This is a genomic window from Bacteroides sp. An51A (genome assembly GCF_002161565.1).
Taxonomy (GTDB): Bacteria; Bacteroidota; Bacteroidia; order Bacteroidales; family Bacteroidaceae; genus Phocaeicola; species Phocaeicola intestinalis.
Genome location: NZ_NFIC01000005.1, coordinates 225,335 through 247,588 on the forward strand (window position 1 = coordinate 225,335; position 22,254 = coordinate 247,588).

Annotated in this window: 13 protein-coding genes and 4 pseudogenes; 12 read left to right on the plus strand and 5 right to left on the minus strand. The window is 47.0% G+C overall.

Annotation, left to right across the window (positions count from 1 at the left end):
• The first annotated feature begins 61 nt into the window (after positions 1 to 61).
• The 3 genes from clpP to recQ all read left to right on the plus strand — a co-directional run bounded on the left by clpP (position 62) and on the right by recQ (position 4,420).
• Positions 62 to 733 (plus strand): ATP-dependent Clp endopeptidase proteolytic subunit ClpP, encoded by a 672-nt coding sequence (gene clpP, locus B5G04_RS11460; RefSeq protein WP_022040078.1) that lies wholly within the window; start codon positions 62 to 64, stop codon positions 731 to 733.
• A 104-nt stretch (positions 734 to 837) separates the two neighbouring features.
• Complete coding sequence (gene clpX / locus B5G04_RS11465; RefSeq protein WP_022040077.1) at positions 838 to 2,082, plus strand: ATP-dependent Clp protease ATP-binding subunit ClpX; 1,245 nt, start codon at positions 838 to 840, stop codon at positions 2,080 to 2,082.
• Between the two features lie 154 nt (positions 2,083 to 2,236).
• Positions 2,237 to 4,420, plus strand: a complete 2,184-nt coding sequence (gene recQ / locus B5G04_RS11470; RefSeq protein ID WP_087208545.1) for a DNA helicase RecQ — start codon at positions 2,237 to 2,239, stop codon at positions 4,418 to 4,420.
• Here the strand turns inward: recQ and B5G04_RS19865 are convergent.
• Entirely contained in the window at positions 4,413 to 4,673 is a 261-nt protein-coding gene (locus B5G04_RS19865; protein WP_158100097.1) for a hypothetical protein, read from the minus strand. The genes recQ and B5G04_RS19865 overlap by 8 nt on opposite strands.
• Positions 4,674 to 4,849: 176 nt before the next feature.
• Here B5G04_RS19865 and B5G04_RS11475 point away from each other — a divergent pair, with 176 nt between their 5' ends.
• Positions 4,850 to 9,049: an acyl-CoA dehydratase activase gene (locus B5G04_RS11475; protein WP_087397241.1), complete on the plus strand. Its 4,200-nt coding sequence runs from the start codon at positions 4,850 to 4,852 to the stop codon at positions 9,047 to 9,049.
• A 150-nt stretch (positions 9,050 to 9,199) separates the two neighbouring features.
• On the opposite strand, the gene B5G04_RS11480 is transcribed toward B5G04_RS11475, so the two are convergent.
• Both B5G04_RS11480 and B5G04_RS11485 read right to left on the minus strand, forming a co-directional pair.
• Positions 9,200 to 9,859 carry a hypothetical protein gene (locus B5G04_RS11480; RefSeq protein ID WP_022040074.1) on the minus strand — a complete coding sequence of 220 codons (660 nt, stop codon included), beginning with the start codon at positions 9,857 to 9,859 and terminating at the stop codon, positions 9,200 to 9,202.
• Positions 9,860 to 10,505: 646 nt separating this feature from the next.
• Entirely contained in the window at positions 10,506 to 11,939 is a 1,434-nt protein-coding gene (locus B5G04_RS11485) for a glycosyl hydrolase family 28 protein (protein WP_087397367.1), read from the minus strand.
• A gap of 283 nt (positions 11,940 to 12,222) precedes the next feature.
• Here B5G04_RS11485 and B5G04_RS11490 point away from each other — a divergent pair, with 283 nt between their 5' ends.
• A complete protein-coding gene (locus B5G04_RS11490) occupies positions 12,223 to 12,738 on the plus strand; it encodes a sigma-70 family RNA polymerase sigma factor (RefSeq protein ID WP_087397242.1) in 516 nt (171 codons plus the stop codon).
• Positions 12,739 to 12,873: 135 nt separating this feature from the next.
• Here the strand turns inward: B5G04_RS11490 and B5G04_RS11495 are convergent, their stop codons facing one another.
• Positions 12,874 to 13,806: a transposase family protein gene (locus B5G04_RS11495; protein WP_087395870.1), complete on the minus strand. Its 933-nt coding sequence runs from the start codon at positions 13,804 to 13,806 to the stop codon at positions 12,874 to 12,876.
• A gap of 25 nt (positions 13,807 to 13,831) precedes the next feature.
• On the opposite strand from B5G04_RS11495, the pseudogene B5G04_RS11500 reads away from it, so the two are divergent.
• From B5G04_RS11500 to B5G04_RS11515, 6 genes and pseudogenes are all read left to right on the plus strand, one after another.
• Positions 13,832 to 14,134, plus strand: a pseudogene (locus B5G04_RS11500) (hypothetical protein); the annotation flags it as partial.
• Positions 14,135 to 14,146: 12 nt separating this feature from the next.
• Complete coding sequence (locus tag B5G04_RS20530) at positions 14,147 to 14,710, plus strand: RagB/SusD family nutrient uptake outer membrane protein (RefSeq protein WP_239414088.1); 564 nt, start codon at positions 14,147 to 14,149, stop codon at positions 14,708 to 14,710.
• Between the two features lie 145 nt (positions 14,711 to 14,855).
• Positions 14,856 to 15,569 (plus strand): annotated as a pseudogene (locus B5G04_RS20535) (RagB/SusD family nutrient uptake outer membrane protein); the annotation flags it as partial.
• A 22-nt stretch (positions 15,570 to 15,591) separates the two neighbouring features.
• Positions 15,592 to 16,464: pseudogene (locus B5G04_RS11510) on the plus strand (heparinase); the annotation flags it as partial.
• 6 nt (positions 16,465 to 16,470) lie between these two features.
• Positions 16,471 to 18,117 carry a hypothetical protein gene (locus B5G04_RS19360; RefSeq protein WP_239414089.1) on the plus strand — a complete coding sequence of 549 codons (1,647 nt, stop codon included), beginning with the start codon at positions 16,471 to 16,473 and terminating at the stop codon, positions 18,115 to 18,117.
• Positions 18,042 to 18,533: pseudogene (locus B5G04_RS11515) on the plus strand (glycoside hydrolase family 127 protein); the annotation flags it as partial. The gene B5G04_RS19360 and the pseudogene B5G04_RS11515, both read left to right, overlap by 76 nt.
• 369 nt (positions 18,534 to 18,902) lie before the next feature.
• On the opposite strand, the gene B5G04_RS11520 reads toward B5G04_RS11515, so the two are convergent.
• Positions 18,903 to 20,138: a DUF4861 domain-containing protein gene (locus B5G04_RS11520; protein WP_087397246.1), complete on the minus strand. Its 1,236-nt coding sequence runs from the start codon at positions 20,136 to 20,138 to the stop codon at positions 18,903 to 18,905.
• A 167-nt stretch (positions 20,139 to 20,305) separates the two neighbouring features.
• Here B5G04_RS11520 and B5G04_RS11525 point away from each other — a divergent pair, with 167 nt between their 5' ends.
• The gene (locus B5G04_RS11525; RefSeq protein WP_087397248.1) at positions 20,306 to 22,243 is read left to right on the plus strand and encodes a glycoside hydrolase family 97 protein; all 1,938 of its coding nucleotides are present in this window, start codon (positions 20,306 to 20,308) and stop codon (positions 22,241 to 22,243) included.
• Positions 22,244 to 22,254 lie beyond the last annotated feature (11 nt).

Sequence of the window (22,254 nt, forward strand, 5' to 3'; positions counted from 1 at the left end):
GCCAGTTTAAAAGCTTCTCTTTTTATTCAGATTAAAACACAATTAAAAACTTAATAGACGAATGGATGATTTTAGAAAATATGCTGTCAAGCATTTAGGCATGAACAGCATGGTGCTTGATGACGTAATCAAGTCGCAGGCAGGTTATTTGAATCCTTATATTTTGGAAGAACGTCAGCTGAATGTGACGCAGCTTGATGTGTTCTCGCGTTTGATGATGGACCGCATCATTTTCCTCGGAACCCAGATTGATGATTATACAGCCAATACCTTGCAGGCACAGCTGCTATATCTGGATTCAGTAGATTCGGGTAAAGACATTTCTATTTATATCAATTCTCCGGGCGGGTCGGTATATGCCGGTCTGGGTATTTATGACACAATGCAGTTTATCGGTAGTGATGTGGCTACCATTTGTACCGGTATGGCTGCTTCGATGGCTGCGGTGTTGCTGGTGGCTGGCAAGGAAGGCAAGCGGTCTGCGTTGACGCATTCACGGGTGATGATTCATCAGCCGATGGGAGGAGCACAGGGTCAGGCATCCGACATTGAGATTACGGCACGTGAAATACAGAAATTGAAGAAAGAATTGTACACGATTATCGCCGAACATTCGCATACCGATTTCGATAAGGTATGGGCAGACTCGGACCGTGATTACTGGATGACAGCACAAGAGGCCAAGGAATATGGTATGATTGACGAAGTGTTGTCGCGTAAACCGGTATTGTAGTATTAACGAGTAAACAAAGTATCAGATAACAAGTTGGCAAAGACCTGAATGGTAATTAAGAAGTCTTGCCAGCTTGTTGACTTTTCAACTAAAAAACAAGAAAATTGGAAGATAAAACGAATCAAAGAGGCAAACGGCGTTGCAGCTTTTGTGGACGGTCGGAAAATGAAGTGGGCTTTTTGATAACGGGGGTCAACGGATGTATTTGCGACAGTTGTGCCGAACAGGCGCATGAAATCGTACAGGAAGCTGTTCGCCAGAAAGGAAACGGTTTGAATCTGAATTTGCAGGATTTACCGAAACCGAAAGAAATCAAGGAGTTTCTTGACCAATACGTCATCGGGCAAGATAGTGCCAAGCGTTACCTTTCGGTGGCTGTTTACAATCATTACAAGCGTTTGTTGCAGCCCGAGAGCAAAGATGATGTGGAAATCGAGAAGTCGAATATCATAATGGTAGGAAGCACCGGAACTGGAAAGACATTGCTGGCGCGCACCATAGCCAAGTTGCTGCACGTACCTTTTACCATTGTCGATGCTACGGTCTTGACCGAAGCCGGTTATGTGGGCGAAGATATCGAAAGCATCCTCACCCGCCTGTTGCAGGTAGCAGACTACAATGTTGCCGAGGCAGAACGAGGTATTGTGTTTATTGATGAAATAGACAAGATAGCCCGTAAGGGGGATAATCCTTCTATTACCCGTGACGTCAGTGGTGAAGGGGTTCAGCAAGGTTTGCTGAAGCTCTTGGAAGGGTCTATCGTCAATGTGCCTCCCCAGGGCGGACGTAAGCATCCGGAGCAGAAGCTTATTCCGGTAAATACAAAGAACATCTTGTTTATTTGTGGAGGGGCGTTCGATGGGATAGAACGTAAGATTGCCCAACGCCTGAATACGCACGTGGTAGGATATGGTGCAGCAAAGAATACGGTGAATATCGACCGCAAGAACTTGATGCAGTATATTGCACCTCAAGACTTGAAGTCATTCGGCCTGATTCCTGAAATTATCGGACGTTTGCCGATACTGACTTATCTGAACCCGTTGGACCGTACGGCATTGCGCAACATTCTGACCGAACCCAAGAATTCCATTATCAGGCAATATATCAAATTGTTCGAAATGGATGGCGTGAAATTGGAGTTCGAGCCGGAGGTGTTCGAATATATTGTCGATAAGGCTATCGAGTATAAGTTGGGAGCCCGCGGCTTGCGCTCCATCGTGGAAACCATTATGATGGACACGATGTTCGAGGTTCCTTCGCACAAGGTGGATACCTTTGTCGTGACGCTCGATTATGCGAAAGAACAGATGGGAAAAGCGAACATCTCGCGTCTTCAAATGGCTTAAAAACATGGAAAGTGATGAAAAAAGTAGTTTTTTCTTGAATTTATTCCTAAGAAATTTGCATAATATCAAAACTTGTTTATAACTTTGTTAAGAGGAAAAAGGAATTATTCTCTTGAAAAACTTGAATACTAACATCACTTAAAATGAAGAGACAATGGCGGAAAACATCAATTTAGCAGCACAATTGAAAAAGTATTTCGGTTTCGATACATTTAAGGGAAACCAGGAAGCTATTATTCGTAACCTGCTGGCAGGCAAAGATACATTTGTGTTAATGCCTACCGGTGGAGGGAAATCTTTGTGTTATCAGTTGCCTTCCTTATTGATGGAAGGTACGGCTATCGTGATATCTCCGCTCATTGCTCTGATGAAAAATCAGGTAGATGCGATGCGCAACTACAGCGAAGAAGATGGAGTAGCGCATTTCATTAATTCTTCACTCACGAAATCAGCGATTGATCAGGTGAAGTCGGACATCTTGGCTGGAAAAACCAAGTTGTTGTATGTGGCTCCCGAATCATTGACGAAAGAAGAAAATGTTGATTTCCTGAAGCATGTAAAAATCTCTTTTTATGCAATTGATGAGGCGCACTGCATTTCTGAATGGGGACATGACTTCCGTCCGGAATACCGCCGTATTCGGCCGATTATCAATGAAATCGGAAAAGCTCCGGTGATAGCATTGACGGCAACGGCTACACCTAAAGTAAAAATGGATATCCAGAAAAATTTAGGGATGGTGGATGCAACTGAGTTCAAGTCTTCTTTCAATCGTCCGAACTTGTATTATGAGGTACGTCCTAAGACCAATAATATAGACAAGGATATTATCCGTTTCATTAAGCAGAATCCGGAAAAATCAGGTATCATTTATTGTTTGAGCCGGAAGAAAGTGGAGGAGCTTGCCGAAATCCTTCAGGCAAATGGCATTAAGGCGCGTCCTTATCATGCCGGTATGGATTCGGCTACACGGAATGCCAATCAGGATGCTTTTTTGAAGGAAGACGTTGATGTGATTGTTGCCACCATTGCTTTCGGTATGGGAATAGACAAGCCGGATGTCCGGTTTGTAATTCATTATGATATGCCGAAAAGCCTGGAAGGGTATTATCAGGAAACTGGGCGTGCTGGACGTGACGGAGGGGAAGGCCAATGTATAACGTTCTATTCGAACAAAGACTTGCAGAAATTGGAAAAATTTATGCAGGGAAAGCCTGTTTCCGAACAGGAAATTGGAAAGCAATTACTGTTGGAAACTGCAGCTTATGCCGAATCATCAGTGTGCCGTAGAAAGGTGTTGTTGCATTACTTCGGTGAAGAATATACAGAAGATAATTGTGGTAATTGTGATAACTGTTTAAATCCGAAGAAACAAGTGGAGGCTCAGGATTCATTGTGTGCAGTGATTGAAACAATCATTGCAGTTAAAGAAAACTTTAAACAAGATTATATTGTTGATATCCTTTTGGGAAAAGAGACAAGCGAGGTATTGGCGCACAAACACGAAGAACTGGAAGTGTTCGGTTCGGGTATGGGCGAAGAAGAAAGGTTGTGGAATGCCGTGATTCGCCAGGCGCTGATTGCCGGATATTTAAGTAAAGATGTAGAAAACTATGGCTTGCTGAAAGTGACGGCTGAGGGACGCAAGTTCTTGAAGAAGCCTAAATCGTTCAAGATTGTAGAAGATACAGATTTCGATGAAGAAGAAATCGAAGACGTGCCGATGCGCGGCGGTGCTTCGTGTGCCGTTGATCCGGTGCTGTTCTCTATGCTGAAAGATTTGCGCAAGAAGATGTCAAAGAAACTGGATGTACCGCCTTATGTCATATTTCAGGATCCGTCGTTGGAAGCAATGGCTACCATCTATCCGATAACATTGGAGGAACTGCAGAATATTCCGGGAGTGGGTGCCGGTAAGGCTAAACGTTACGGACAGGAGTTCTGCGATTTGATCAAGAAGCATTGCGAGGAGAACGAAATCGACCGTCCGGAAGATTTGCGTGTGCGTACAGTTGCCAATAAGTCGAAACTGAAAGTCTCTATTATTCAAAGTATTGACCGTAAAGTAGCGCTTGATGACATAGCTGTAGCAAAAGGAATCGAATTTAATGAATTGCTTGATGAAATCGAGGCTATAGTCTATTCTGGCACAAAACTGAATATCGATTACTTTTTGGAAGAAGTCATGGATGAAGACCACATGCTTGATATTTATGATTATTTCAAAGAGTCTACTACAGACAAGATAGACGATGCCATGAGTGAGCTGGGAGGTGATTATACGGAAGAAGAAATCCGGTTGGTGCGCATCAAGTTCATTTCAGAAATGGCTAATTGATAGTTGTAGGTCCGTTATCGGACAATGTGCGGAAATATGAGGAAGGAATCATGACGGAACATTTGTCATGGTTCCTTTTTATATGAGAAGCTGTTTTGAATTTCTCCAAAAAGTTTTTCTTGTCTTGATGTATACGTTTTCGTGTGTGCTTTGGGCGATTTTTTGGTCTTTTTCGCTCCTGTTCTTCGTCAGATAGCCCGCTATCTTCCTCATCACAGAAGCGAAAATGCCTCAAAAACTCATCCCAAATCATCGCACGATAAATTCAAAACAGCTTCTGAATATTAGACCACGAGGAAAGGAAATGCCGTATGCCAAAGTAAGTGTAAGGAGGCTGAATGTGAAATATTGAACATTTTTCATTCGTGGAGGATAAGCGTTGTCAACGGATAATGTGCGATATTTGCATTGTAAAAAGGAAGATGGTTTATGATTAGAATAGGAATTGATATAGGTTCTACTACGGTCAAAGTTGTGGCTTTGGATGAAACGGATCGGATATTGTTTTCGAAATATGAAAGACATCATGCCCGTGCAAAAGAAATTTTAATCATCCTTTTGCAGGAATTGCAGGCAAAGGTCGGGGATAGGGAAATCAGGCTAAAGATAACAGGTTCGGTAGGCATGGGATTTGCAGAACGCTATGCTTTTGATTTCATTCAGGAAGTTGTAGCGGCCACCAAAGCCATTCACCACGATTATTCCCAGACTGCTTCGATGGTTGATATAGGAGGTGAAGACGCGAAAGTGGTGTTTTTTAAGGAAGGGAAAGCTGCAGATTTACGTATGAACGGCAATTGTGCCGGAGGTACAGGAGCTTTTATCGACCAGATGGCTGTATTGTTGGGAGTAAGCATCGATGAGTTGAACGAACTGGCTTTGCAGGCTGTACGTATTTATCCCATAGCCTCACGTTGTGGAGTGTTTTGTAAGACCGATATTCAGAATCTGATAGCTAAGAATGTGAATCGTGCCGATATAGCTGCATCTATTTTTCATGCGGTGGCGGTACAGACGGTCGTTACATTGGCACATGGATGTACCATTGCTGCTCCGGTTTTGTTTTGTGGAGGACCGCTTACCTTTATTCCGGCTCTTCGGAAAGCTTTCACAGAATACCTTTCACTTTCTGAAAGCGATGTAATATTGCCCGAAAATGGAACACTATTGCCGGCATTGGGGGCTGCATTGGCGTGCGGGGAGCAGGAAACACTTTACATGCTATCTTCGTTGATAGCCCGCTTGGACAAAAAACTGCCGGATGAGGCATCTGCTCATTCGCATCTGGTGCCTGTTTTTGCCGATAACGAGGCATATATTCGATGGAAAGCGCGTATTTCCAGCCATGCTGTGAGGCGTTCCGAATTGCCTGTAGGAAATTTGGATGTTTTTATGGGTATTGATTCCGGATCTACTACTACGAAGATTGTTGTGACCGATTCGGATTTCCGGGTTTTATATTCCTACTATTCTCCTAATAAAGGCAATCCGATACAAGCTGTAGAAAACGGATTGAAAGAATTGCAGCGTATGTGCGCCGAACGGCATACCGTGTTACATATCAAAGGCGGATGTTCTACAGGCTATGGAGAAGATCTTATCAAAGCTGCCTTTAACCTGGAGCATGGCATTGTGGAGACCATTGCCCATTATTTGGCAGCACATTACCTGAATCCGGATGTATCGTTTATTCTTGATATAGGCGGACAGGATATGAAAGCCATCTTTGTGAATAATGGTGTTATTGACCGTATTGAAATCAATGAAGCCTGTTCGTCGGGGTGTGGCTCGTTTATCGAGACATTTGCTTGTACACTGGGATATTCTTTGGAGGACTTTTCTGATGCTGCTTGTCTGTCTGGTTCTCCTTGTGATTTGGGAACCCGATGTACGGTATTTATGAATTCTAAAGTGAAACAGGCACTCCGTGAAGGAGCAACGGTGGGTGATATAGCTGCTGGTCTTGCCTATTCGGTCGTGAAGAATTGTCTTTATAAAGTGCTGAAATTGAAAGATACTTCAGCATTGGGGGGGCACATTGTGGTACAGGGGGGCACGATGCGGAATGATGCTATAGTGCGTGCCCTGGAACTGTTGACAGATGCCGAGGTGACCCGCTGCGACATGCCCGAATTGATGGGAGCTTTGGGGTGTGCCTGGTATGCCTTACAGCATCCGGCAGTATCATCTGTTACGTTGGAAGATATGCTTGCGAAGGCTTCCTATACATCTCGTCTGTTGCATTGCAAAGGATGCGACAATCAGTGTCTGGTCATTCGGTATCAGTTTGACAATGGGGCACAGTATTATTCTGGAAACCGGTGTGAAAAAGTTTTTACCAATCAGGGAACTGATGCGGTCGGGAAGGGGATGGACGCTTACGAGTATAAGAGTGCCTTGCTTTTCAATCGTACATCCGATGTGGTTTGTCCCAGGCTGAAAATAGGAATTCCCCGCTGCCTGAACATGTACGAAGAATATCCGTTTTGGCATGCTTTGTTTGCAGCTTGTGGAATGCAGGTCTGTTTGTCCGATGTTTCCAATTATTCCCGGTACGAAGCAAGTGCCTGTATGGTGATGTCCGATAATATTTGTTTTCCTGCCAAACTGGTACACAGCCATATCCAGAACCTGATAGACAAGCAGGTCGACCGGATTTTCATGCCGTTTGTGGTATACGAAGGACAAGAAGATGGGCAAAATAGTTACAATTGCCCGATTGTGACCGGCTATTCGGCAGTAATACATAGTGTACAGGATACTTCTGTGCCGGTAGATTCTCCCGTTATCGGTTTCAAGGACCGGAAGCTGTTGTTTATACAGTGCCAGAATTACCTCCGTAGTCTGCAAGTAGACGACCGTACTATCAGACAGGCTTTCGAGGCTGCTGTACAGGCACAAGATGCCTATATCCGTCAGTTGGTTGCCTACAATGAGGAGGTTTACCGTCAGGCAAAGGAGAAACATGCTTTGACCATTCTGCTTGCCGGCCGTCCTTATCATACGGACGAATTGATACAACATAAAGTTTCCGGAATGCTTGCCGGCATGGGTATCTATGTCATTACCGATGATATAGTGAGGCACAGTAACATAAAGGCTTGCGATGTACATTTTTTGGCGCAATGGTCTTTCCCCAACCGGATATTGGCTGCTGCCGAATGGGCTTCTGCACATACAGATGTACAATTCGTGCAGTTCACTTCATTTGGATGTGGTCCTGACGCTTTCCTTACCGATGAAGTGCGAAACCTGTTGGCACGTCATCATAAGGTATTGACATTGCTCAAACTGGATGATATCAATAATGTCGGTTCGATGAAGCTGCGCATCCGTTCGTTGATAGAAAGTCTGAAGCTGGCTGGAAATGAGACCGGAAAGAAACTTCCGGAAGAACCTTTTCAAACGACTCCTGTGTTTACAGACGAGTGCCGGAAACGTAAGATACTGATTCCTTTCTTTACGCCTTTCCTTTCTCCCTTGATTCCGGCAGTAATGAAGGTGGCTGGATACGATGTCGAAAATTTGCCGTTGAGCGATACCGAGTCATGCGAATGGGGATTGAAATATGTCAATAATGAGGTGTGTTATCCGGCTACACTGATAGTAGGTGATGTAATCAAGGCATTCAAAAGTGGAAAATACGACCCACATCACACGGCGATTGCCATGACACAGACAGGAGGGCAGTGCCGGGCAAGCAATTATGTCGGGCTTATCAGGAAAGCATTGGTAGAGGCTGGATATACAGACGTACCGGTGGTGTCGTTCACTTTTGGCAATGCCATAGAGAACCGTCAGCCCGGATTCAAAATCAACTGGTTCAAGTTATTGCCTGTGGCAATGTATGCTATTCTTTATACCGACTGCATTGCCAAGTTTTATTATGCTTCGGTGGTGCGTGAGCGGAAGCCGGGCGAAGCTGCACGTCTGCGCACATTGTATTTGAATGCCGGGACACAGTTCATTTTGGACGGTAAGGCAGAGGATTTGCTGTGTTATCTTTCGTTGGCTGCCAATGATTTCAATCAGATTTGCAGCGATGAAGAACGCCCGAAAGTGGGTGTGGTGGGAGAGATTTTCCTGAAGTTTAATCCTTTTGCACAAAGGCATATTGTCGATTGGCTGATCGAACGCCGTATTGAAGTTGTCCCTCCACTGTTGCTTGATTTCTTTATGCAGAGTTTTGTCAACAGCAGGTCAGACGAAGAAGAACATCTGACGCGCAAGTCTTTGTTCCGGTTCATCCATGGACTGGCGTATGCACATATCCGCAAGCAGATAGAAAAGGTTAACCGTACGGCTGCCAAGTTCCGTTATTATACACCTTTCGAAGATATATTTGCCGAGGCGGAAGAGGCACGCCGGGTGATAACGCTCAGTGCGCAGTTTGGTGAAGGCTGGTTGCTTCCAGCCGAAGTGATGTCGTGCGCCCGTAGAGGAGTGGACAATGTCATCAGTCTGCAACCTTTCGGCTGTATTGCCAATCACATCGTATCGAAAGGTATCGAAAAACGGATGAAGCGTTTCTTCCCCGATTTGAATCTGTTATCGCTCGATTTCGATAGTGGTGTAAGCGATGTAAACATCATCAACCGTTTGCTGCTGTTCATCGATAATTTGAAATAGTTGACAAGGATTTAGGTAACGAGTTGACAAGTTGACGAGTTGACAAGGTTTTTTAGGTGACAAGCTAACGAATTGGTGGAATGTCGGATATTGTTGGCAAAACTATTCAGGGCCTTGTCACCTTGTTAACTCGTCACCGCGTCAACTGATTCATCGGCTGGTGGGGAGCGAAAATTCCTGCCAGTCGTATTCATTACCTTCGTAGTCGGCTATAGCAATGTGAATAAGCACTTTGCCGTCTTTCAAGCGTTTCCCTCCTTTCAGGTGGGCGGTATATTTGATGCCGTCGTGTGGGGCAATCTGTTCTATCATGACCGATGGTGATATGTATATGCGCTTGTTGTCGGTCTGTACAATCGGTACGGCATTGTATACCGTCTCTTGGCTGGTATTGATGATTTCGAAGATGACTTTGCTTCCCTCTTCTGCCTGGATGATGTGGTCACGGTTTTCATCAATGAAACGGATGTTACGTATTTGCAGATAGCTTACGCTTGACGGTGCGTCTTGCGGGTGTGGGGCATAGTCATGGTTCTCTTCTACCACGTAACCCTGCTGCGCTTTACGTTCTTGTGCCGAGCTGATGGCTCCTCCGATAGCGGCTCCTGCCAAGGTGCCTACCAGTGTGCCGATAGCCGAACCCCGATAACCTCCGTCCCAGTGCCGGTTGCTTCCTACCAGTCCTCCTATGGCTCCTCCTACGTTTCCTCCTATCGAAGCTCCAGCCAGAGTGGAAGTAGTCTGATATGCGCTTCCGCATCCGCATAGGACAAGGGTTGCCAAGCTTAAAGCAATCATCTTCTGTTTCATATTTTCGGATTTTAGATTCTTCCTCGACAAATATACGAAATTTTCCTGTAATGCAGTGCTTTTATGGCACTTGAAAAGTAATATATACTGCATCTGCCGATGAAGTTATCTTCTCCGGCAGTTTCAGTGCACTGAAACTGCGGATGCAGTATATATTACTTTCCGTAGCATTTATGGTCAATCGAAAAAGGAAAGCATGTGTTTTGACGAACATAAGTGAGTTGCCCGTTTAACATAAGTGAGTCGGGTGATTTACATAAGTGAGTCAGGCGTATCACTTATGTTCGTTTACGGGGGCTCTTGGTTGCGTGTCTTTTCTTGATTTCACTAGATACTTTTCAAAATAGATAGTTAGACGAGATAAGACTAAGGACTTATAACGCATCATAATAAGCCAAATCACTTATTTCCCCGTTTTATAAGTCAATTAGCTTATAATGTTTTGGTCGGTAGAGATATTATTTATTGAATTCCGCAATGAGCCAATGTAAGGGCGGGGTTCGCCCGTCCGTATTCGCCTGCGTGGATGTATTCGGGCAGGCAAACCCTGCCCCTACAAGTTAATTGGCAAGATGCGGACATTCATAAAAATTTAAAAGATTCTGTGTACCTGTGTCTTCTGTGGTGAATCCCGATCCGCATCACCTTATTTGCTGAATGTCACATTTTCTACATGTTCGCCGATGAAAATCCGTGCCATATCGCCTGTTTTGTACCATGCAGGTTTGCCGGGCATGTCGTCGGAGATAACCGTACCATTGATGCGGAGGTTCTCGAAGCGGATGTTTCTTACCAGGCGGTCGCGGTCGTAGCCGATGATGTGCGACAGTTCGGCATGTGTGCCGTTGTAAGTGATATCCTTGAACAGGACGTTCTCGATGCCTCTTCCGGGAGCGGTACAATACTTCTTATTATAGAAGATGCGGAGGTTGACCAGTTGTCCCCGGCGGAAATCTTCGATGCGGATATTCTCGAAACGTACGTTACGCACCAGGTTGTTGTCGCCCGCATTGATTGCCAGGCAGCCCTGGTAATCTATTTGTTTTTCATGATGGTCGAGGATGTCTATGTTCACATAGTTCAGGTCTTCCATGATTTCGAATTTGCCCGAATCGCCATGCAGGCCGATGAAAATGGGATGCGCTACGTCTGCCCAAAGCGTGGAGTTTTGCATGGTGATGTGGCGGCATCCGCCTTTATATCCTAAACGGGTGGCATAGACGGTGGTGCAGTCGTCTGAGTTCCGGCAGAACACTCCGTCGAACAGGACATGGCTGCTGGCAAAGACATTCATGCCGTCTCCCCAGCCATATGAGCTGATAGCCTTGACGTTGCGGATGGTGACATGTTCCGACTCACCGGTGGGGCATTGGGTGGTAATCAGTCCCTCTATCTCTACGTTGCGCGAGCGGCTTACCCTGATTCCTTCTCCTCTTTTGTCGGGATGCACAATGCCTCGGCCTGCTATTTTCACATCGTGTGCATCCTTGACGTGAATGCATCCTTTTACTACCGCACCTCCGGCTACATAGACTGTGGTTCCTGATGGGACGTTGAGCGTATCGCCCGGCAATTGGTGCACGCCGGGTGCAAAGTAGATGAAGTCTTTCGTCGTCCGGGGCTTTGCCGGACGGTTTGTGTCGATGGGGTTGGCAAAGAGGTGCAGATTATGGAAGATATCGCCGTTTACCTCTACCGAGAGATTGCGCGGCCTGTCCAGTCGGAACGTGATGCTGCGCCCGTCTACATCGGGCAGGATGTTGTAAGAGAGGGGGCGGATACGTGCCTGTTCAACCGATGCGTTTGCCGTGACTTTCACTTCTACCGTACCGGAAAAGTCGAAATAAGCCAAAGAGGCGAGTTCTACGTTGTCGGGAGCTTTTACCTTGACGGCATACGTATCTACGTTTTTCCATTCGCCTTCCGGTGTTTTTACCTGGACAGTGAAGTCTTGTTTCATTGTAACTTCTTCGGATGCGGGAGCCGGATAGGTGACCAGTTCTTGTCCCCGGCATATTGTTGGATTTCCTGATACCAACAACAAGGCAAGTGCTGCCAGAAAAATGTGTTTTCGTTTCATCATGAATGTTATTTATAAATGTTAGACTTTGGGTATGTATACGGACAAGTAGGGGATAACACTTAGTGAAAATCGGTTTTTTTTGGAAAAAACTTCGATTTAGCGTATCACACAATTATTTGAGACTTTCTGCTGCTATTTCATATTATATTGATTATGAGTTTGTTATTTGCTTATTGGTCTGTATCCATTGCATGAGATAGCTTTGACTGGTAAAAAGTTTTGTATTTCTTATTTCCTCTTTACATTTGCAGCGTAATCATAAAACCAAAACACTAATGGCATGGAAAACCGTATTAAACTATCTGACCGGTTGATAACCGAATATTATGAAGAATACCGCCAATCCGTCTTCTTCTATATTTGCCGGCGCATCGAGAACAGGAGCGATGCGGAAGACCTGATTCAGGATGCTTTTCTACGATTGCTTGAATATCGGATGATGATCCGCCGTGACACGCTGAAGTATTTTCTTTTTACTATTGTGCGTAATCTTTTGAACGACTACCTGCGTCGTTATTATAAAAGGCAGGAAATCGATAGGTATTTATATGATACGCTCCCGGTCACTACCGTGGAGCCTGAAAGCCGGATAGTGGCGGACGAACTTCGGAGGTTGGAAAGCCAACGGGTTTCCGCGCTTCCGGAACAGCGCCGCAAGGTATATATAATGAGCCGTTTTCAGGATAAGCCGGCAGACGATATAGCGGAGGAGTTGAACCTGTCGAAGCGTACGGTGGAGAATCATCTCTTCATCAGTCGCAAGGAGGTGCGCGAGTTCATCCGCCAATGTATATGAGTTTGTAAGTTTTTGAGTTTTTTAGTTGGTAAGTTTTTTAGTTGGGGCATGACAGGGACTTGTAAACGGGGAAATTCAAGAACGGATGGATTTGAAAGTATAAAACAAGAGACAATAAAATAGAGTTTATGTAAATTAGTTATGATAGTTCCAAGGGTTGATTTTAATTCTGAGATTATGCAGTGCCATACATGTGGAAAAGATGTTTTCTACAAAGTTGTTTGCCCTGAGCCTGCACTCGTCTTTGACGATGCGCATGACTTTCGCGCTTCCTATGACATGTTCTATACGCACCCTGATGGCGGAAACTTTCTTGTTGTATTCCTTGTCCTGCCTGGAAAGCTCTTTCCCTTTGGGCTTCTTGACCGGCTGTATGATTTCCACCCCCTCAGGCTCATAGCCTTGGTATCCCGTATCTTGATACAAGGTGCAAGGCACAGGAAAAGAATACATTGTGTCAGCCATCTTCTTGTCGTGGGTCTTGCCCGAAACGGTCTGACTGACAAATATGACCAGACAAGCCATCGTTACAATGACGGCGTTCTTGACCGTGTGCCGTTTTTTCTTGCCGCTGTAACGCTCCTTTTGCATGTCCCGGTCTGCCGGACGGGGAATCTCCCGTTCCGTCCCGTCATGAAGAAGCACCGGCTTGTCCCCCTCCTTGGAAAGTTCCGCCAGCCGTTCGGCAAGCTCCTTGTCGGTTTCTGCGGGGACAAGACCTTTCGCTTTAAGGGACAGACGAAGGATTTTAGTCAGGCAATGGATGAATATGTTGCAGTGCTTCTGGTTCATTCCGAAACAGGCCGCATGATATTCCTGCAACGGGTTGTTTTTCAAATAAACCAAAATGAAGAACAGGCGGTCGGATATGCTGGGAAGGGGGCTGTTCTTGTAGATGGAAGGACTGCGGCGTTTTCCGCTACGGCGTTCCCCGGTCATTTCATACTCGGACAAATAGTCCTCATGCGCAGCCTCGAAATAAGGGAGAAGCGCACAAAACTGTTCATGGCTAACTCCCGTCAAGGCACGGAAACTTTTGCTGTTGTCTTTATGGTCGTGGTAATTCATGTTGCAAAGGTACGCGTATGCGCGATATATAACAAATCTAAATTACATAAACTCTAATTATAATTATATCGCGTCTACTTGGTCGGTCGATAATGGTGTTTATCTGCGTTTGAAAGATATTGTATTGGGATATACTTTGCCTAAGTCTGTACTGAACAAGATGGGCAATTTCATGACCAACCTGAGAGTCTATGTGGCTGGGGCGGACATTTGGGAAAAGACATACATTCACGACGGTTGGGATCCGGAAGCTACTCGGGAAATTTCAGGCAAAGACCGATATCCGTTTAACAGAACATTTACAGTAGGTATTAATGCAACATTTTAAATAATTGACACAATGAAAAAAATGAAGTTACATATCATCTTGGGGATTGTTGCAGCATTGGCTTTTCCCTCTTGCTTGGATTTCGATCCGAAAACACAACTGGCTGATACGAATTATTGGCAAACTCCGGATCAATTCAAACTATTTTCCACGCAATTTTACGGATGGACACGCGATTTCCGTCAATTAGACGGAAGTGCACACAGTGACGGACGTTCGGACATACAGACCGGATTGGTGCTGGATCTTTATAGTAACGGAACAAATACGGTACCTTCATCGGATAAAAACTATACCGACAATTACAACCGTATCCGTCAGGCAAATATTCTTTTGGAACAGGCTGAATCGTATGCCACACCCGAGGACATAAAGACTTATGTGGCAGAGGCTAAATTCTTCAGGGCTTACTGTTTTTTTGATTTGGTGCAGATTTACGGTAATGTGATAATAGTGAGAAAGCCGTTGGATGTAACAGATCCGGAAATGCAACAGGAGCGTAATCCAAGGGGAGAAGTAATAGATTTTATCATACAAGATTTGCAGGAAGCTGCAGAAGCTCTTCCCGGCTTTTAAGGAGATTGCTTCTTCAGACGAAGGAAGAGTATCCAGTGAAGCGGCTTATGCTTTCCTTTCAAGGGTGGCTCTTTACGAAGGGACGTGGCAGAAGTTTCATGAAGGCAACGGACAGAATACGGAACGGTCGCGCCAATTATTGGATATGGCTGCACAGGCTGCCAATGAAGTGATAAACAGTGGGACATTTGAATTGTTTAAGCCAGGTGAATTAGGTATTTGGGCATACAAGTATTTGTTTATCCTTGAAAATGAAAAATCCAATCCGGCAGGAATTACGAAAAGTGCTAATAAAGAATATATCTTTACCCGTAGGCATGATGGTGTAATTAATCCGATAGGATTCAATATAACACAAGGACGATTGGGAAATGCGTTGTATGTTACCCGGAAAATGGCGAATATGTATTTGCAAAGCAACGGGTTGCCCATTGATCCTGAGACTTGGAACTATAGCGAAATGGATACGGAATACGAAGGGCGTGATAACCGTATGCAGAATACGTTGATGGTTCCAGGACGGAATTATTGGAGTACAGGAGGCGGACGGATAGATTGGACGGGAAGTGCGGAAGAGATAGCCAATGCTGCATTCAAGAACTTCTCTCCTGCTACAGGAACAGGGTATTTTCCTCAAAAATGGTGTTGTGAACGCGATGGAGTGGCAACAGGTAAAGAAGGGTATGATTATCCGATTATCCGTTATGCGGAAGTGTTGCTGAACTATGCGGAGGCTGTATTTGAACGTGATAATGAGATAAGTGATGCCGATTTGGCAAAATCACTTAATTTGGTACGTAAGCGGGTTAATCCGGAAATGCCTGACCTGACGAACGGTTTTGTCTCATCGAACGGACTGGATATGCGGACGGAGATACGTAGGGAACGTACAGTGGAACTGTTTGACGAATGCTTTAGGTTGATCTGATAAGTTTAGCCGGAACTTCCGCCATTTCTTGTGGATGGATGACGTAGTGTATATCATAGATGACCTGAAGACACACGATTACGGTGAGTTTGAATGGTTATGGCATCCGGGTGGTGCTTGGAAGAAGAAGGGTGCGGATGTTACGGTTACCCAAGGAGATGCATCGGTGGTGATACGCCCGCTTTATCCCTGTTTGTTGGCATTGTCTGATTTTGTACACGATTATCCGGAAGATTTATATTGGGAAGCCATTTCTGCTCCTACCGAAGATTTGAAAGGGACGGAAACTTATTATTCGTTTCATTTACCCGGGAAGTTTGACCGGATTAAAGGAGTGACGGCTATCATCTTGAAAGACAGTGTGGCTCAAAAAGAACTTCCGGTTATGGAGCGAAGGGAAGGAAAAGGCTGGATTGGACTTCGTATCCGAAATAAAGGAAAAGTGACGGACATTTACATCAACCAGTTGGCAGACGGACGGTTGATGCATAGCAATTCGTGGATAGAAGCGGATGGTTGGGTAACCGATGCCTATATGTTTGCCGTGTCTTATCCGGAGGGAGATAATCCTACTGAGGCGGATGAACTGTTCCTGGCTTATGGCAGTGCATTGCGCCGTGATGGGGTTTCGTATTTTGCTTCACTTTCTAAGTTGTTTTTTGTACAAAAGGCAGCCGGTGGAGATTTGAACTTATGGATAGACGGACAACCTTATGTAAATGCGTCTTTCCGTTCGGGAAAACGTCCTTCCCGCTTGATTGTGAACGGCGAAGCAATGCATGTGAATTATCAGAATGGTTTGTTGGATGTGAAATATAAAAAATAGAGTAGAATGAGAAAATTAGGTATTGTATGTTTAATATGTTTGTTGTGTGGAACTGTTCTTTCCGCCGCCGAATGGCAATGGTCGGTAAAGGTGAAAGGATGCGTGTCAAGAGAAACAGGGGAACCGCAGGAAGCGTTCCTGTGGATACCTCCTGCGTGCGAACGGGTGAAGGCGGTAATGGTGGGACAACAGAATATGTCGGAAGAAACGTTGTTTCATCTTTCTGCATTTCGTGAGGCGATGGGGCGGTTAGGAATTGCCTTGATATGGATTACGCCTGAATTAGACCAGCGGTGGGATGTGACAACCGGTGTACAGGAAGTTTTCGACAAGATGCTTGCCGACTTGGCGGAAGTGAGCGGATATACGGAACTGGTTGACGTGCCGATTGTGCCGATAGGGCACTCGGCGCAAGCTACTTTCCCATGGAACTTTGCCGCATGGAATCCGGAGCGGACATTGGCTGTCATTTCCTTACATGGCGATGCTCCGCGCACCAATCTGACTGGATACGGGAGAGCAAATCTGGAGTGGGGACGCACGCGGAACATCGATGGTATTCCGGGGCTGATGATTGAAGGTGAATACGAATGGTGGGAAGCACGGGTCAATCCGGCATTGGCTTTCCGCATGATGTATCCCGAAAGTTGTATCTCTTTCTTGTGCGATACGGGCAGGGGACATTTCGATGTGGCGGACGAGACGGCAGCATATATCGCATTGTTTATCGGAAAAGCGATGGAGCATCGGCTGGATGAGGCTTCGGGTAAGCTGAAGCCGGTAAATGTACGGGCAGGCTGGCTGGCTTCCCGTTGGAGTCCGGTGGAAGGCAAGCGTCCGAAACCAGCTCCCTATTCGGATTATAAAGGCGATACTCACGATGCGTTTTGGTATTTCGATGAAGAAATGGCAGAGCTTACCGAATCCCGTTACCGCAAGCATCTGGGGAAGCGGATGCAATACATCGGCATCAGACAAAAGGGCGGGTTGGTGAAGTATGATTCGAAAGCCCATGTACGTATATCTGTGCCTTTTTCTCCTGAAGCGGACGGGGTGACTTTTCATTTGCAGACTTGTTTTACAGACAGTACGCGCAGCGTTAGGACTGATGAACATGCCGCAGGTGCTATTCGTATAGATTGTGTGTGTGGTCCGGTTGAGAAAGTGGACGATACAACGTTTGTGCTCAGTTTTAGCCGGATAGGGATGGATAATCCACGGAGGAGCGGAAGCATTACATTGGTCGCAAGTCATCCGGGGGATAAAGTATATAAAGGTGTGGTGCAGGAGTTGGAGATGAAAGTTCCTCTTCGGATAACAGAGGGGAAGAGGCAAAGCATATTGTTTCCCAGCTTGAATGATGTCCGGCATGGCACGGAACGTCTCGTTTTGCATGCGGAATCCGATTGTGGGTTGCCTGTCCGTTATTACGTAAAGGAGGGACCCGCCGAAGTAAGCGGCAATGAATTGCGTTTTACACCGATACCTCCTCGCAGCAGATTCCCGATAAAGGTTACCGTAGTGGCTTGGCAATACGGCATCGCCGGAAAGGTACAGACTGCCGAGCCGGTAGAGCGGTGCGCACTACGTTCCGCCTGCGCTATCCTTCATGGAGCAGAGATGTGCAAGTCCGTGTTAATGGCAAGCGGGTGAAGGTACGCCAGCAGCCCGGCTCGTATATCGCGATAGAACGGGAGTGGAAGGATGGCGACCGCATCGAAGCGACCTATCCGATGCACCTGACGTTGGAGGCTGCGCCCGATAATCCTCGCCGTGCCGCCCTGCTCTACGGACCGGTGGTGCTTGCCGGAGCTTTGGGTACGGAAGGAATGCTGCCGCCTGCCCCCGATTCGGACCCATCGAAGTATAACGACTATTACACCTACGATTACCATATCCCCGAAGGGTTGCCCACCGGCTTGAAGTGGGATGCCGGGCATCCCGAAAACAGCGTGCAGCGGATTTCGGAGGACGGTTTGCGCTTCCGCACGGCAGACGGCGTGACGGTGTTGCCCCTTTACGATGTGCACCGCCAGCGTTACGTGGTGTATTGGGACATAAAAGAATAGGTAAACGTATAAATGAAGCGGCATGATGAAGAAACGCAGATTCACGCGGATTTTCGCAGATTATAAATTTCAATGTGAATCAAATCTGCGAAAATCTGCGTTTCAAAACAATTCGTCCTACTGGCACCTTCGAAGTGATGCAAAATGGAATTTAGAGGTCTGAAACAGGCTTTGCACCACTTGCAAAATGGTTTTCAGAGGTCTAAATCGGCTTTCGAAGCGGTGCAAAATGGATTTTAGAGGTCTAAAACAGACTTTGCAAGTGGTGCAAAGTCAAATTCAGAGGTCTGAAATGGATTTTGCACGTCTGCAAAGCCTGTTTCAGACCTCTGAATTGCATTTTACATGTTTTTCAAGGTGCCGGAAAGCTTACTTTACGGTCACTTGCAGCGGGTGGCGCACCTGTTTTGCATAGGCTTTCAGGTAATCGGTCCACGATTCATCCGTGTCGAAGCCGTATTTGCTCCAGCCCGAACCCCAGTAATAGGTGAAGGTGTCGCCGGGACGGTAGGTACAGATTCCTAATACGTGTCCCAACGCATCGCCCGCGGGCTTGTCGAAGAGCTGCACTTTGGTCTGCACCGTCGTATCGGGGAATACGGCACCTACGTAGACGATGCCGTTGTCCGATTGAGGTTCGGTGGTAGGGTCGGCGTAGGCGATATATCCCTCCTGTGCGTTGTGGGCATAGCCTTCGGCATTGGCGGCATGGAGCACGATTCCTCCTGCCACAGGTGTGGGTTGGCTCAGGTTGGCATACGTCACGGTAGTCTGGTTCAGCTGCGAGCCTTTGTCGAGCCGGATGATGCGGGTTTCCACTACGTCCGAGTCATTGCCTATTACCAGTGGGTTGAAGGTAAGTTTCACGGTGAAGCGCAACGGACCGTTGTCCAGAATTTCATATTCTTTATAACAATACGGATAGACGATGGCAGAGTCGGGCATCAGTGCCGAGGTGCCTCCGCCCAGTGTGGGGCCTACGGCATAGCAGTCCATTCCGTTGCCGTGGTCTACGTGGTAGGAGATTTGACGTACCAGTTCGTCGGCTTCCTGTTTTTTGCCAGCCTTGCGCAGGGCGTTGATTTTTGCCCAGGCCGCGGTGTCCAGTTCCATTGCGTAGCGGTCTTCCACTACCAGGCGGCCGGTGTTCTTGGTGAACACGTCGTAGCCGTATGCCTGTTCGCCTTTCTGTTGCAGGGCGGGTCCGTAGGCACGGTAGGCGGCGCGGTCGTTTTCCCAGGCTATGTCGTCCAGACGTTCGGGGTAATGCCTTCCGTATGCTACGGTGTCGGTTTCAGCCGGTGTCCCTTGCCGGATGGTATATGCTTCGGTTCCTTTTGCCGATACCGATACGGGGAATATCAGTTTTCCGTCGTGGGTAAGCTGGTAAGGGATTTCTTGGGTTTGTGCGTTGCAGACGATGATGTGTGCCGTGTCGGGCAGGTTCAGCGATTGGAACACTTGTGCGGCGGGCACTTCTATCATTTCGCCCGTGCGTTCGGCATCGAGCGGGTTGGTTACGGTCACGGTGACCGTTTGGGGATTTCCGCATCCCCACAGGCAGGCTCCCAGAGCCGTTGCCGTCAGAAGTACAATCTTGTTCATAGGTTTTTTATATTAAGTAGGTTTGTTTCTTTGGGGGCAAAGGTATGGATTTCTTGCGTTTAGCCAACAGATTTGCAGAAAAATTCGTCCGGATGAAAAATAATTGCGTTTTGGTTGAGTGGTTTTGCCTGTTCGTTCGTATTCCTTAACAAAAAGACTAAATTCGTATGAAACATTTTGTAGCAGGAATAATGATGTGTGTGGCGGGCGTTTCGATGTACGCTGCCGCACAGGAGAAATTGGAAGTGAAGTCGCCCGACGGGATGCAGCAGGTCGAGTTCTACATGTCGCGTTCGGCGTCGGGGGCGAATGTGCTTTGTTATCAAGTGTATTATAAAGGTGAAAAGGTGATTGGTCCGTCGCGTGCAGGACTGGAGTTGGACAACCGGGTATGGGAGATGGCGTTGGGCAAGCGCAGCCTTCCCCAGCCCGACTGCTGGGTGGATACGATGGAGGCTGACTCGGTGTCGTACGGGAGTTGTGACGAGACATGGCATCCGCTATATGGCGAACGGGGCACGGTGCGCGACCGCCACAATAGCGGTACGCTGTACCTGTCGCGCAAGGACGGTTCGGGTTACCGGATGAACATCGAGGTACGTGCGTATGATGAGGGCATCGCCTTCCGCTATTTCTTCCCTGAGCATCCGCAGGCCATCTTCCATAAGGTCGTGGGTGACTTGACAGAATATACGCTGCCCGAAGGCACGAAGGCATGGGCGGAGCAGTGGGCGCAGGCTCCGTTCGAGCACGTGGATGTAAATGCGCTCAAACAGCCGGTGGAGCGTGCATTGACGCTGGAACTTCCCGGCGGAACGTGGATGGCATTGGCTGATGCCGATGTAGACGACTGGTGCCTGACCAAGTTCCTCGCCTCTCAGGAGAAGCCGAATACCTTGACGTCGGTGATGTACAGTCCGGTGGATGCCGTGACCTACTTCGCTTCGCCGTGGAAAGTGATTATGGTGGCGGACAAGCCCGGTGAATTGCTGGAGCATAACGATATCATCCAAAATCTGAACCCGCCGTGCGAGATAGCCGATGTCTCGTGGATAAAGCCCGGCAAGATTATGCGCGAGACCACGCTTACCACGGCTGGGGCAATGGAGACAATTGATTTTTGCGCGGCGCACAAGATTCCTTATATGTTGTTCGACTGGCAATGGTATATGCCCTGTACTTCATTCGACGGAGATGCCACGCAGGTGGTGTCCAAACTCGACTTGCCCAAGGTGATAGCATACGGGAAGAAGAAAGGTGTAGGGGTATGGCTTTACGTCAACCAGCACGCCTTGCAGAAGCAGATGCGTGAGCTGTTCCCGCTGCTGCGCAAATGGGGCGTAGTGGGCGTGAAGTCGGGTTTTGTGCAATATGCTTCCCACCGTTGGGCGGTATGGTTACACGACATGGTACGCTATGCTGCCGAGAACCGGCTGATGATAAATATCCACGACGAGTTCCGTCCGTCGGGTTTCAGTCGTACCTATCCCAACTTGCTGACGCAGGAAGGCATCCATGGCAACGAGGAGTTTCCCGATGCCACGCATAATACCATTCTGCCTTTTACCCGTATGATAAACGGGGCGGCAGACTATACCATCTGTTATTACGACAAGCGTCTGAAAACCACCCACGCTCATCAATTGGCTGCATCGCTGGTATTTTACAGCCCGTTGCAGACACTGTTCTGGTATGATAAGCCTTCGTTCTATGGAGGCGAACCCGAAATAACGTGGTTCGAGCAGTTGCAGACGGTGTTTGATGACACGAAAGTCTTGGGAGGAGAGCCGGGCAAGTATGTGAGCATAGCCCGCCGCAGCGGAAAGACTTGGTTCGTAGGGCTGTTGGGTAACAACGAAGCTTCTTCCCGGCAGATTGACTTGTCTTTTCTTGATGAAGGGCAGACATACATTGCCTATGTGTATGCCGACGGTGGAGAAGAGACGGGCACACGTACGCAAGTGAAATGTTCCGAATGGTTGGTTGATGGCAAACAGGCGTTGCGCTTTGCCTTGAAGCCACGCGGAGGGGCGGCGGTTCGCCTGGTTCCCGTGTCGGACCAGGATGACAGAAAAGTGGAATCTTATCAAGGACAATTATTATAACATACAATAGA

Bases quoted from the DNA above. Each gene is read 5' to 3' on its own strand.
- clpP (WP_022040078.1), top strand. From the start codon at position 62: ATGGATGATTTTAGAAAATATGCTGTCAAGCATTTAGGCATGAACAGC.
- recQ (WP_087208545.1), top strand. From the start codon at position 2,237: ATGGCGGAAAACATCAATTTAGCAGCACAATTGAAAAAGTATTTCGGT.
- B5G04_RS19865 (WP_158100097.1), bottom strand. From the start codon at position 4,673: ATGATTTGGGATGAGTTTTTGAGGCATTTTCGCTTCTGTGATGAGGAA.
- B5G04_RS11475 (WP_087397241.1), top strand. From the start codon at position 4,850: ATGATTAGAATAGGAATTGATATAGGTTCTACTACGGTCAAAGTTGTG.
- B5G04_RS11480 (WP_022040074.1), bottom strand. From the start codon at position 9,859: ATGAAACAGAAGATGATTGCTTTAAGCTTGGCAACCCTTGTCCTATGC.
- B5G04_RS11485 (WP_087397367.1), bottom strand. From the start codon at position 11,939: ATGAAACGAAAACACATTTTTCTGGCAGCACTTGCCTTGTTGTTGGTA.
- B5G04_RS11490 (WP_087397242.1), top strand. From the start codon at position 12,223: ATGGAAAACCGTATTAAACTATCTGACCGGTTGATAACCGAATATTAT.
- B5G04_RS11495 (WP_087395870.1), bottom strand. From the start codon at position 13,806: ATGAATTACCACGACCATAAAGACAACAGCAAAAGTTTCCGTGCCTTG.
- B5G04_RS20530 (WP_239414088.1), top strand. From the start codon at position 14,147: ATGAAAAAAATGAAGTTACATATCATCTTGGGGATTGTTGCAGCATTG.
- B5G04_RS19360 (WP_239414089.1), top strand. From the start codon at position 16,471: ATGAGAAAATTAGGTATTGTATGTTTAATATGTTTGTTGTGTGGAACT.
- B5G04_RS11520 (WP_087397246.1), bottom strand. From the start codon at position 20,138: ATGAACAAGATTGTACTTCTGACGGCAACGGCTCTGGGAGCCTGCCTG.
- B5G04_RS11525 (WP_087397248.1), top strand. From the start codon at position 20,306: ATGAAACATTTTGTAGCAGGAATAATGATGTGTGTGGCGGGCGTTTCG.